Here is a 10,465-nt window from a genome sequence, read left to right as displayed (position 1 = left end):
CAGCTCTCCATCAGTCAAGGATTGAAAATCGAAGAACGAGTGAGGAAACACGAGAAAACATTAATTTATAGTGGGAGGATTAAGAAATGACTGAACAGACAAAAAATAGGGTTCAAAAGAAGTATCAAGTTGGAGTGGAAGCGGCTTTAGAGGTGATGGGAGGGAAATGGAAGCCTTTGATTATCTACCATCTGATGACAGGACGGAAACGAACGTCTGAGTTTCGTCGGTTAATACCCGGCATTACACAAAAAATGCTGACCACTCAGCTCAGAGGCCTAGAGAAGGATGAGATCGTTACACGAAAGGTTTATAATGAAATCCCTCCTAAAGTGGAGTATGAGTTAACGGACTACGGCTGGGGATTAAAACCCGCGCTAGACCATTTATGCTACTGGGGAGAGGATCACCTGGATAAGATTCATGGAGACAAATCCAAGGTTTTGGAAGAATTCTAAGGCTGCTGTATAGAGTAACTTTAAGCTGATATTAAGCCCTCACAAAGTATTCAATCAGAATAGCTTGCGAGGGCTTAACTATCGTAGGGTAATATAACAGCCTAACTGTCGGTCATTCCGTTATCATAACTTAATTGCCATTCAATTCCGAACTTATCTTTAAGGCTACCGTAACATTTGCTCCAGAATGTTTCTTGAAGTTCCATGCTTACGGTTCCTCCTTCTTTTAATTTATGAAAGTACGATCGAATTTTCTCTTCGTCTTTATTAACAATAGCCAAGCTGATATTGTTCCCATCCATAAAAGGCATACCAGGGAAAACGTCTGAAAACATTACATTACTACCATCAATTTGAAGCCGCGTGTGCATGACCAAATTTTTCGCTTCTTCCGGTAGAGGATAATCGGGGTTGGGCGGTGCTTCACCGAACGTCATGATTTGTGGTTTCTCAGTCCCAAATGCCTCTGCGTAAAACTCCGCTGCTTCACGACAATTTCCATTAAAGTTAAGATAAACATCAACAGACATGTGTTTCACTCCTTCAAGACTAAGTATTTAAAACATTCTATAGCTTCATATTTCATTATTACCTGTGCATAGGCAAAAATACTACAAATTCATGGATAAATCTAACGTGTATCGTTTAAAAGGACAGGTTTATGCGTATCTTTATTGTGTACAGCCTTTAGCCAGAGGAACGAGGTTATTTGTCGCTATTTTTAAATCAAGCAGGCATTATGTCCAAAGTAATGGTATGATAGCTTAGTTAAGTCTGAACGAAAACTATTGGAGTGATCACATGGGTGCAAAAAGTAAGGGCGGCGGAACAGGCAGAGGTACAGGTAGTAAGGGCTGGACACGCTGGAACAAAACAGCGAAGCCCGTCAGGGTAAAAAGCGCTTCTACAGGCGCACCGGGAAGCAAAGCGACAGGTGGCGCAAAAGGCGGTACTGTCAAACCAACCAGAAATAAAAGCGGCGGCAGCAGTAGCAAATAAGCCGGGCAAGCATAGTGCAGTCCTAAAAGGCGAACATCTGATTAAGCAAGAACAATCAGGTGTTTTTTTAGTCGGAAAAATAGTACAAGCTTCATTGTTTCATTTAGAACCCAATACTACAACCAGAAGCAGGTGGATTATGCGAATTAACAAGTACATAAGCGAAACCGGATTCTGCTCACGCCGGGAAACCAACAGATTGATTGCAGCAGGTCGAATTACGATAAATGGAAATGTTTGTGAAGCAGGTGCGGATGTAGAGCCACAGGATATTGTATTGATCGACGGGAAAGCCATTCCTACTAATCATAGCGAACCTGTATATTTAGCCCTGAATAAGCCTGTCGGCATTGTTTGTACGGCAGCGGAACAGGTCGCGGGCAATATTATTACGTATGTCAACTATCCTTCACGAATTTTTGCCATCGGCAGGCTGGATAAAGCGTCGGAGGGACTGATTTTATTAACCAACGACGGAGGGATTGTGAATCAAATGATGCGCTCCGAGCATGGTCATGAGAAAGAATATGTAGTAACCGTGGACAAATCCGTTACAGACGAGTTTACGTGGGCCATGTCTCGCGGTGTCGAAATATTGGACGTCATCACCAAACCCTGTGAGGTATATTGGCAAAGCGAATATGAGTTTCGAATTATTTTAACCCAAGGTCTTAATCTACAAATCCGTAGAATGTGCAAGGCTTTGGGGTATAGGGTGCTGAAGCTGGAGCGGATCCGAATCATGAATATTACCTTGGACAAGCTGGAGCGGGGGCAATGGAGACATTTGGACGAAGGTGAGCTGGGGTTGCTTCTTTCTAAACTGAAATAAAACTATTGCCTGGACGAAAGGACAATATGGTTGCAAAGCTGGCATTCAGATAGAAAAGTGGCTTTAATAGCAGATGCCGACACGTTGCGGATCGATGAATAGCTACCACGATTTTATATCGTGTCATTTACTTTGTAGTATAACCTTGAAAAGGGGCTGATCATCATTAATATCTCTCGATTGGATCATTTGGTTTTGACTGTTAAAAATATGGATATAACCTGTGATTTTTATAGCCGAGTATTAGGGATGGAAATTATCACTTTTGGAGAGGGAAGAAAGGCACTTCACTTTGGACAACAGAAGATAAACCTGCATGAAGTAGGTAAAGAGTTTGAACCCAAAGCAAAAACACCCATGTCCGGTAGTGCTAATCTATGTTTTATAACAGATGTCCCGCTATCAGAAGTGATTGTACATTTGGATAGCTGTGGAATACCTATTGAAGAAGGTCCTGTTCATAGAATTGGAGCATTAGCTCCTATAACATCTGTGTATATTAGAGATCCTGATGGTAACCTGATAGAAATTTCGAACTATTAAATTAAACCCCACTCACAGGCAGATTAGTATTAAATAGATTGAAAAATAAATGTAAGCAATAAGTTTGAGGACAATTTCCAAGTGTTGACATAGAAATTCACTATGTGATAGGATTGCTTTAATTGATAAGAACGGAGGGGTTACGTGTGCTAATCTAATTCTTCGATATTCTTTGCACAATGAATTAAATAGTGGATTAAGGCTATTGGTGTGCATAGTAATCGAAGAACGGTTTGCCTCACGGTAACCTGGTTTAGTTATATGCGAATGGAGGCAGGGGCAACTCTATCCTCATTTTGTATAGACTGAATATAAAGAAAATGAAATGAACCTTGTTGATCTATCCGGTGTAGGACTGCGAGTCTATCATAAGATAATCACCATATTGCGTTCATTTCCAAATTCTTTTTTCGATTACTGTAGACACAGACTAATATTCTGTGTTTTTTTGTTTTATATATCATTGAGGGGAGGAATTCTATATGAACGAACAACTCATAAAAAGCGATGGAATAGAAATTTGTACTGATAGTTTCGGAAAGCGAGTTAACCCGGCAATATTACTGATTATGGGGGCTCAATCCTCATTGATCTGGTGGGAGGAAGAATTCTGCCAGCGTTTAGCAGATACAGGTCGCTTTGTCGTTCGCTATGATAACCGAGATGTTGGACGTTCTACAACCTATGAACCTGGGCAACCAGACTATACTTTCGAAGACATGGCAGATGATGCCGTTCGAGTATTGGATGCTTATAAGATTGAGCAAGCGCATATCGTAGGCATGTCCATGGGCGGAATGCTGACTCAAATGATAGCTCTGCGGCATCCGGAGAGAGTTCTAACCATCACCCTCCTATCAACGTCCAATTTTGCTCCGGATCTCCCACCGATGGAGGAAAGGATTATGGACTATTTCTCGAATATGGAGGCAATTGATTGGACGAATGAACAATCGGTAGTCGAATTTATGACGGGTAGATCAAAAATTCTAGTAGGTTCAAAGCATCCTTTCGATGAGAATAAAGTTTATAAATTGGCAAAAGAAGAATGGAAAAGAAGCAACAATATGGCCAGCATGAATAATCACGGCATGCTGTCAGGTGGAGAATCCTATCTAGCCAGAACGGGGGAAATAAATGTCCCTGCTCTGGTTATACACGGTACTGAAGATCCGATTATCCCTTATGAACACGGAATAAATCTTGCTAACGAAATTCCGAGTGCGGTTTTACTGACATTGGAAGGTACCGGGCATGAGCTTCACTACGACGATTGGGATTTAATAATCGATTCTATCTCAAATCACACTTCGATACCCAATTAGGTCAGCTAATGTGTACGATAGTTCAATAAAACAGCGGCAGTCTAGGACTTTATATTCCCGTCCATGGTTGCCGCTGTTTCTATTACTTGGGGCAGTCTAATGTAACGTAGTACTTAGGGAAATGGGCTATCTTGCCGCAAACATGACCTATCGCTTTTCTCTTCGCTATTCCCCGTTCAACTAATGCTAGTTCAACTAACGTTTTCCGTTGGTTAATTAGCAAAACACATAAGGGGTTATACAAAATAATGCTTGTTTTCAATAACCCATTGAGTAAATGTTCTGGCTGGCTTGCCTGTAACTTGTTCTACTGTCGGTAGAACTGTGTACGCTCCTTTAGGAGGGTTTTTCCCCATCTCTATAATAAAGTATTCAATAAATTCATTGTCATAGCCTTTGCATTTCCACTCTTGTTTTACTTGTTCTTCTGTAATTTCAACAAGATCAATGTATTTATCTATAACTACAGAAATTTGTTTAACCATACTTCTTGGAGACAATGCTTCTGGTCCTGTTAATTCATATGTTCGTTTACCATGGCCTTCTTCTGTTAGTGCCTTTACTGCGACATCAGCGATATCAGCTTCATGAATTCTAGCGCTTAAACTATCGGGGAAAGCCGTACGAATAATTCCTTCTTTTTGGATTGATTCTGTCCAACCACTGTAAAGTGAATTTTTCATAAATTCCACTGGCTTTAATAAAGTCCATTCCGCTATTTTTAATAACGTCTTCAATTAGGTTCCCTTCAAAATCTATCAGGGCTACAATTCTTGCAACATTAGCTTGTTTTGCCATCTGAATAATTCTTTTGTTTTTAATAAATTTTTCGTCCGATTGTTCACTCTGAGTGATCAGAAACAAGCTATCTATAGTATGGAGATGTGCTTTTATAGTTTCGGGAATATCAAGATCACCTAGAACTACTTGTGCTCCTTTAGGCAAGTTGCCTTCCTTCCTTGACAATGCCTTTACTTCTATATCTTTTGCAAGTAATTGTTCAACAATATGACTTCCCACACTTCCTGTTGCTCCTGTAACTAGAACTTTCATTCCTTATATCCTCCCAAGATTAATTATTTAGGTATTACTAAATTGCCAAGTAGCCTTTTTCGTAATATCCACTGTAATTCGAATAGATACTCCTCATGGTCTACTGCTATTTGAAGGTTACTTGGTTATAATAAAGTGTGGTGTAACACCATAGTCAAGGAGGGATTTCATGGAGAATAATGTTCAAACTCATTTAACTTCAGGACAATTTGCAAAAGTGATGGGTGTTAGCAAGGATACTTTATTTCACTATGATCGACTTGGAATTCTTTCTCCCGAATTTAAAGCTGAAAATGGATATAGATATTATTCAATTAATCAAATTGATGTTTTTAAAGTGATTTCAATACTTAAAGAATTAGAAATACCATTAAAAGAGATAAAAGAATATTTAAATAAAAGGTCACCTCATGAGCTCATTGTCCTACTTGAGAAAGAAGAGGCAATGCTGAATTCAAAAATTAAACAACTGCAAAAAATGAAAAGTATAATATCAGAGAAGAAACGAATTACCCAAGCAGCAACTGAGATCATTTCAACTGATATTATTATTGAGGAAAAAAACGAGGAGTTTTTGGTAGTAACAGAGGCTGATCCTTACACAAATGATAAAAGCATTTACGATTCTATGATAAAACACGAAGAGTACTTGAACATTTATAGTATTGATGCTTCCCATACAGTAGGCTGGATGAGAGATACTAAAAGAGTCTTAGCAAATGAAACATTCAATTATGATTATCTTTTTACTAGAGTTAGTAAAAAATCAAATTATTCAAATTTTAAGCGAGAAAAAGGAACATATTTAATCGCGTACCATACAGAAGGATACTCGAGCGTATGTGACACTTATGATCGAATAATAAATTATGCTAAAGATAAGAGCATAGAATTACAGGGATTTTTTTATGAGGATGTTTTGTTAGATGATCTTTCAGTTAGAGGTTATGAAGAGTATTTAATTAAGATCTCTGTTCAAATCTTAAAGATGTAGATCAGAAAACAAAGTAAACCCATTCCGGTACGGACGGAATTCCGCTGCAAAAAATAGATAGAGGTTTGCTAGTCGTTGTGGAAGAAGGGGATAGAGAGGCTATGCCGTTTTGAGAGTAGCAATCTTCCTGAATAAAAAGGCAAACTCTTTTTTAAGGAGATTGCCTTTTTCTATTTGTATTCCCTTATTGTATATGAAGACTGGGGCAAGTCTCAGGCACAAGTATCCCAAAGCTCCATCAATTTAGTTATGGCTGCATCAATGCTTTCTAGGGAGACACCATCTCTGGCTTCCGTAGATATACCTTCCAGAAAGGTAACGAATAGTGTAGTTAACATGCTAACATTTGTGGATTCTTGAAGTTCTCCGTTCTTGGTAGCTCGCTCAATACGAGCATAGAACTTGTTCCTTGTCACCGCTCTTTGCCTGATCAATAGTTCTCGAATATGAGTGTTTTCCGACGAACATGTATTTGCAGACAATATGACCAAACAACCCAAGGGATGGGTCTGCTCAGTCTGCATGATTGCCGAGCTTCTTAAGGCTAATTCAATAGCTGTACGCGATGAAAGTGAATAGTCTGTAAGGCTTGCCGATACTTGTCCGAATGTAGCCAAATAATGGTTCAACGCTTCTTTGAATAGTGCGTCTTTTGATTCAAAAGCTGCATAAAAGCTGGCTGAGGAGATGCCACCCATCGCTTTTTTGAGTTGAGCCAAAGAGGTTGATTCAAATCCATGCTCCCAAAACAACATCATAGCTTGGGAGATCGCTTCGTCACGACTGAATTTACGTGGTCTTCCGGTTCTAACCATGGAGTAGCCTCCTTTACCTTGTACTTATATACTAATCGATCCAAAAGTAATTGACAAGACTAGAAGGTATCTTTAAAATATGGAATGATCGATCCATAAATAAAACATAAGGAGGTCAAATCACTGGCCACATTTGCTTGGTTTTCCGCTTGAACTTGTTTTGAAATCGATATTAAGGAGCTGTGCTAATGTCCAGCAATAACTCTTCTACTACTGTAAAGATTGCTTCTTCCGCCTCCTCTAAGCCCTTTCCCTGGCTTGGTCTGCTCGCTTTGGCTATGACAGGGTTCATCTGTATTATGACGGAAACTATTCCGGCTGGTTTGCTTCCACAAATAAGCAGGGGACTTTATATTTCAGAGGCAATGGCGGGTCAACTGGTCACTGTCTATGCCATCGGTTCATTAGTGGCTGCCATCCCTGTAGCTATAGTTACCCGCCAATGGCGGAGGCGTCCGTTGTTACTTCTAGCAATCTGCGGGTTCCTAGTTTTTAACAGTGTCACAGCTATTTCTTCCAGCTATATACTGACGCTGGCTGCCCGTCTGCTGGCAGGAGTTTCGGCTGGAGTTCTATGGGGGATGATCGGTGGTTACGCTCTTCGCATGGTATCTGCTTCATTGAAGGGGAGGGGGATGGCAGTTGCCATGGTTGGAACGCCCATCGCCTTGGCTATTGGTGTCCCTGCGGGAACGTTTCTGGGGAACCTCATGGGTTGGCGTTCTGTTTTTGGAATCATGTCACTACTGACTGTTATACTGATCGCGTGGGTGCTTTGGAAGGTGCCGGACTATCCGGGGCAATCCTCCGATAAGCAAGCTTCGATCTATGCAGTCTTCCTTACACCGGGTATTCGGCCCATACTATTGGTTGTACTGACCTGGATGACAGCCCATAATATTCTTTACACTTATATTGCTCCATTTCTGGCGGCCAATGGAATGGGTGAGAGAGTGGGTCTGGCGCTGGCTTTCTTTGGCATTGCTGCACTCGTAGGTATATGGATAACGGGCGTATTCATCGACCGTTGGCTGCGTAAGCTTGTCCTTATTAGCCTTATTTCCTTCGTCTTTATTTCTATTGCCATGAGCTTTAGCAACTCTAATGTCCTTATGATCTATATCATTGTTACGGTATGGGGTTTAACTTTCGGCGGCGCAGCAACGCTGTTGCAAACGGCACTTGCTCAGGCTGCAGGGGAGAGCAAAGTGGATATGGTCATGCCGATTAACACTACCGTATGGAACCTGGCGATCGCCGGCGGCGGGATGGCTGGGGGTATTTTACTTGAAACTTTTGGTGCGGGATCATTTTCATGGGCATTATTCACGCTCTTATTCCTTGCGCTTCTCGTGGCTTGGGGTGGCAAAAAGCATTCGTTCCCTCCACACTAACCTAGTAATTAGTGAAGGTTTTTTTAAAAAATTCGCTTGTTATGACTTCTAAAGTTAATGAGTAGAAGATGCTACCCCAAGGGCAGTTGCTATAAAATAAAGAGCATTGTCCAAGCCAATGTTGTCGACTGGGCAATGCTCTTTGTGTTTGCATTCGGTCATGCTATAAAAATGGAGCCAGCTTATTTTCCAAGAAGGGGTGTATTCACTTCGTCCAGCACTTGTCTGTAGACAACCGGACCGAAGCTGGCCACCCACCCACACAGTGTTATCCACGATGTGGACATGATTCTTTTTCACCGCGTTTAAACCTTTCCATACTCCATTGCTGCGCAAATCGTTGAGCGCTTGCTCATTTTCTGCTTCCCCATAGGAAAATATGATCAGGATTCAATTGAGGCAAAATTTCCAGGGATACGTTCTCTATTACTTCATTCATGACAATGCCTGCTTTGGCAAAGTTGGGTGCTTTCAAACCTGCAACATCATACAGGAGATGGGCGAGTAGAAGGCGTTCGTGTCTTTGGCACTAGGAGCGAAAACTTGTATCTGCTTGCCGCTTAATCGGATGATCAGGACCGAGTCATCGGCTACAGGGCTGGCGGAAACCTTTTGACCCAGATCCTCCGCCTTTTGATAGTGCTCTTTCACAATTTGGTCAGCTTCTTTTTCCTTGCCGAGTTCGGTACCCCTCATTCTAGCGATTTACAGGGATGCTTTCAATGAGAGTGGGGGAGAAGGTAGCTCAAACGAGCTTTTCAGCTATATATCGTGCCACTACGCAGTCGGATGATGCTTCCGAAGCGAGCTTTCCTACGGAAAGCTTTTAAAGCGACCGCTTCGCTTGTACAGCACCATTCCGCCTACTCCGGTTTGATGTGAATTTTTCGAGTTTGGATTATATAGTTGTTGAGTTCGAAAACTTGTGTAAGTTAGGCTATAAAACATTGATTTTATAGGCTTAAAAGTATTGGGTATTCCTGGGGTACTATCCTGCGGGGTAGGGCTTTTTTTGGTTCGTTCTATTTAGTAAATAGTCTGTGCTTGTGTGATGAAAATTTGCCAGTATAATCAAAATCTCCGTGGGAATGTCTATATCACCACGTTCATAATTGCTATATATCCGCTGGCTACAATTCAGATACTCGGCCATTTGAGTTTGAGTTAAATCTTTATCTTCGCGCAAATCTCGAATCCGTTGATACATCTTGTTCACCTCTAAACAAGAATATCTTAGCGAAATAATCGCTATTGATTTTTAGCGAATATTTCGCTAAAATTAGTCAGAGGGTTAATAATACATATCAAGAAGGAGTAGATCATGAGTATCTTGGAGAACTTTTATTACGGAAAATGTAACCCAAGTGAACGAATTAAATCGAAAGACACCGAGTTCGAACTGGTCTCTCAGAGAATAGCCGATGCTGAGGAAGTTCTCAAAACAAAATTGTTAGAACAGGATTACAAATTAATTGAAGAACTTTCGGATTTGCAAGATGTTTTAATTTCCTTATTGTCCGCTTCCTCTTATATAGAGGGTTATAAAATGGGAGCACTAATGATGATTGAAGTATTTGACGGGAAAGAAGACTTAATATAGGCACAATAAAGAAGAATGAATAAACTAGAAAAATTTTTGAAAGGTAGCTCCTTCATGTGGAGTTACCTTTTTCATTGCTAAAAGGGCTATTCTGCAGGATAAGGTTTTTTTTGCTTCGTTCTGTTTAACAAGTAGTCTATGCTTGTGTTATGGAAATCAGCTAGTTTGATTAGAATCCTCGTGGGAATGTCAACGTCACCGCGTTCGTAATTGCTATATATTCGCTGACTACAATTCAAATATTCAGCTATTTGAGTTTGAGTCAAATCTCTATCTTCACGCAAATCTCGGATTCTTTGGTACATCTTACTCACCTCCAAACCAAGAATATCCCAGCGAAATAATCGCTATTTATTTTTAGCGAATATTTCGCTATTTATGTGCGCCCGGCATGGGCGATAACTTGGCGGTGAAAGTCCGCTACAGGCTTGGCAGTAGGAACTGTTAGCCAA

15 protein-coding genes are annotated in these 10,465 nt (G+C 40.7%); 8 read left to right on the top strand and 7 right to left on the bottom strand.

What is annotated here, in order from left to right; genetic code table 11:
- The first annotated feature begins 86 nt into the window (after window positions 1-86).
- A complete protein-coding gene (locus tag E0698_RS25840) occupies window positions 87-458 on the top strand; it encodes a winged helix-turn-helix transcriptional regulator (protein WP_104495721.1) in 372 nt (123 codons plus the stop codon).
- A 101-nt stretch (window positions 459-559) separates the two neighbouring features.
- On the opposite strand, the gene E0698_RS25835 is transcribed toward E0698_RS25840, so the two are convergent.
- Complete coding sequence (locus E0698_RS25835; protein ID WP_192513373.1) at window positions 560-988, bottom strand: VOC family protein; 429 nt, start codon at window positions 986-988, stop codon at window positions 560-562.
- A 271-nt stretch (window positions 989-1,259) separates the two neighbouring features.
- Between E0698_RS25835 and E0698_RS25830 the strand changes: the two genes are divergently transcribed.
- From E0698_RS25830 to E0698_RS25815, 4 genes are all read left to right on the top strand, one after another.
- A complete protein-coding gene (locus tag E0698_RS25830) occupies window positions 1,260-1,457 on the top strand; it encodes a DUF3934 family protein (protein ID WP_134914697.1) in 198 nt (65 codons plus the stop codon).
- A 139-nt stretch (window positions 1,458-1,596) separates the two neighbouring features.
- Window positions 1,597-2,289 (top strand): pseudouridine synthase, encoded by a 693-nt coding sequence (locus E0698_RS25825; RefSeq protein WP_192513372.1) that lies wholly within the window; start codon window positions 1,597-1,599, stop codon window positions 2,287-2,289.
- Between the two features lie 180 nt (window positions 2,290-2,469).
- On the top strand, window positions 2,470-2,832 hold the full coding sequence (locus E0698_RS25820; RefSeq protein ID WP_238354160.1) for a VOC family protein: 363 nt from the start codon (window positions 2,470-2,472) through the stop codon (window positions 2,830-2,832).
- Between the two features lie 482 nt (window positions 2,833-3,314).
- Window positions 3,315-4,157 (top strand): alpha/beta fold hydrolase, encoded by an 843-nt coding sequence (locus E0698_RS25815; RefSeq protein ID WP_192513371.1) that lies wholly within the window; start codon window positions 3,315-3,317, stop codon window positions 4,155-4,157.
- Window positions 4,158-4,393: 236 nt separating this feature from the next.
- On the opposite strand, the gene E0698_RS27225 is transcribed toward E0698_RS25815, so the two are convergent.
- Window positions 4,394-4,849 (bottom strand): hypothetical protein, encoded by a 456-nt coding sequence (locus E0698_RS27225; RefSeq protein ID WP_238354159.1) that lies wholly within the window; start codon window positions 4,847-4,849, stop codon window positions 4,394-4,396.
- Entirely contained in the window at window positions 4,764-5,210 is a 447-nt protein-coding gene (locus E0698_RS27220) for an SDR family oxidoreductase (protein WP_238354158.1), read from the bottom strand. The genes E0698_RS27225 and E0698_RS27220 overlap by 86 nt, the downstream gene beginning before the upstream one ends.
- Window positions 5,211-5,379: 169 nt before the next feature.
- On the opposite strand from E0698_RS27220, the gene E0698_RS25805 reads away from it, so the two are divergent.
- Window positions 5,380-6,204 carry a MerR family transcriptional regulator gene (locus tag E0698_RS25805; RefSeq protein ID WP_192513370.1) on the top strand — a complete coding sequence of 275 codons (825 nt, stop codon included), beginning with the start codon at window positions 5,380-5,382 and terminating at the stop codon, window positions 6,202-6,204.
- A 212-nt stretch (window positions 6,205-6,416) separates the two neighbouring features.
- On the opposite strand, the gene E0698_RS25800 is transcribed toward E0698_RS25805, so the two are convergent.
- On the bottom strand, window positions 6,417-7,019 hold the full coding sequence (locus E0698_RS25800; RefSeq protein WP_192513369.1) for a TetR/AcrR family transcriptional regulator: 603 nt from the start codon (window positions 7,017-7,019) through the stop codon (window positions 6,417-6,419).
- A gap of 188 nt (window positions 7,020-7,207) precedes the next feature.
- Here E0698_RS25800 and E0698_RS25795 point away from each other — a divergent pair, with 188 nt between their 5' ends.
- Complete coding sequence (locus tag E0698_RS25795; RefSeq protein WP_192513368.1) at window positions 7,208-8,413, top strand: MFS transporter; 1,206 nt, start codon at window positions 7,208-7,210, stop codon at window positions 8,411-8,413.
- A gap of 471 nt (window positions 8,414-8,884) precedes the next feature.
- Here the strand turns inward: E0698_RS25795 and E0698_RS25790 are convergent, their stop codons facing one another.
- Together E0698_RS25790 and E0698_RS25785 are read right to left on the bottom strand one after the other, a co-directional pair.
- Window positions 8,885-9,109 (bottom strand): hypothetical protein, encoded by a 225-nt coding sequence (locus tag E0698_RS25790; protein ID WP_192513367.1) that lies wholly within the window; start codon window positions 9,107-9,109, stop codon window positions 8,885-8,887.
- A gap of 292 nt (window positions 9,110-9,401) precedes the next feature.
- Window positions 9,402-9,620: a helix-turn-helix domain-containing protein gene (locus E0698_RS25785; RefSeq protein ID WP_192513366.1), complete on the bottom strand. Its 219-nt coding sequence runs from the start codon at window positions 9,618-9,620 to the stop codon at window positions 9,402-9,404.
- A gap of 114 nt (window positions 9,621-9,734) precedes the next feature.
- Here E0698_RS25785 and E0698_RS25780 point away from each other — a divergent pair, with 114 nt between their 5' ends.
- Window positions 9,735-10,013 (top strand): DUF6809 family protein, encoded by a 279-nt coding sequence (locus tag E0698_RS25780; protein WP_192513365.1) that lies wholly within the window; start codon window positions 9,735-9,737, stop codon window positions 10,011-10,013.
- A gap of 86 nt (window positions 10,014-10,099) precedes the next feature.
- Here the strand turns inward: E0698_RS25780 and E0698_RS25775 are convergent, their stop codons facing one another.
- Entirely contained in the window at window positions 10,100-10,318 is a 219-nt protein-coding gene (locus E0698_RS25775) for a helix-turn-helix domain-containing protein (protein WP_149095020.1), read from the bottom strand.
- Window positions 10,319-10,465: the final 147 nt, after the last annotated feature.

Origin of the sequence: Paenibacillus sp. 23TSA30-6 (assembly GCF_014858585.1) — a bacterium.
In the GTDB taxonomy this organism is placed as follows: Bacteria; Bacillota; Bacilli; order Paenibacillales; family Paenibacillaceae; genus Paenibacillus.
The sequence above is the reverse complement of the archived record's forward strand: the minus strand, read 5'-3'. Positions and strand labels throughout refer to the sequence as shown.

What these genes read in the sequence shown, in the direction of transcription:
- E0698_RS25840 (WP_104495721.1), top strand. Translation starts at nt 87, where the DNA reads ATGACTGAACAGACAAAAAATAGGGTTCAAAAGAAGTATCAAGTTGGA.
- E0698_RS25835 (WP_192513373.1), bottom strand. Translation starts at nt 988, where the DNA reads ATGTCTGTTGATGTTTATCTTAACTTTAATGGAAATTGTCGTGAAGCA.
- E0698_RS25830 (WP_134914697.1), top strand. Translation starts at nt 1,260, where the DNA reads ATGGGTGCAAAAAGTAAGGGCGGCGGAACAGGCAGAGGTACAGGTAGT.
- E0698_RS25825 (WP_192513372.1), top strand. Translation starts at nt 1,597, where the DNA reads ATGCGAATTAACAAGTACATAAGCGAAACCGGATTCTGCTCACGCCGG.
- E0698_RS25815 (WP_192513371.1), top strand. Translation starts at nt 3,315, where the DNA reads ATGAACGAACAACTCATAAAAAGCGATGGAATAGAAATTTGTACTGAT.
- E0698_RS27220 (WP_238354158.1), bottom strand. Translation starts at nt 5,210, where the DNA reads ATGAAAGTTCTAGTTACAGGAGCAACAGGAAGTGTGGGAAGTCATATT.
- E0698_RS25805 (WP_192513370.1), top strand. Translation starts at nt 5,380, where the DNA reads ATGGAGAATAATGTTCAAACTCATTTAACTTCAGGACAATTTGCAAAA.
- E0698_RS25800 (WP_192513369.1), bottom strand. Translation starts at nt 7,019, where the DNA reads ATGGTTAGAACCGGAAGACCACGTAAATTCAGTCGTGACGAAGCGATC.
- E0698_RS25795 (WP_192513368.1), top strand. Translation starts at nt 7,208, where the DNA reads ATGTCCAGCAATAACTCTTCTACTACTGTAAAGATTGCTTCTTCCGCC.
- E0698_RS25790 (WP_192513367.1), bottom strand. Translation starts at nt 9,109, where the DNA reads ATGAGGGGTACCGAACTCGGCAAGGAAAAAGAAGCTGACCAAATTGTG.
- E0698_RS25785 (WP_192513366.1), bottom strand. Translation starts at nt 9,620, where the DNA reads ATGTATCAACGGATTCGAGATTTGCGCGAAGATAAAGATTTAACTCAA.
- E0698_RS25780 (WP_192513365.1), top strand. Translation starts at nt 9,735, where the DNA reads ATGAGTATCTTGGAGAACTTTTATTACGGAAAATGTAACCCAAGTGAA.
- E0698_RS25775 (WP_149095020.1), bottom strand. Translation starts at nt 10,318, where the DNA reads ATGTACCAAAGAATCCGAGATTTGCGTGAAGATAGAGATTTGACTCAA.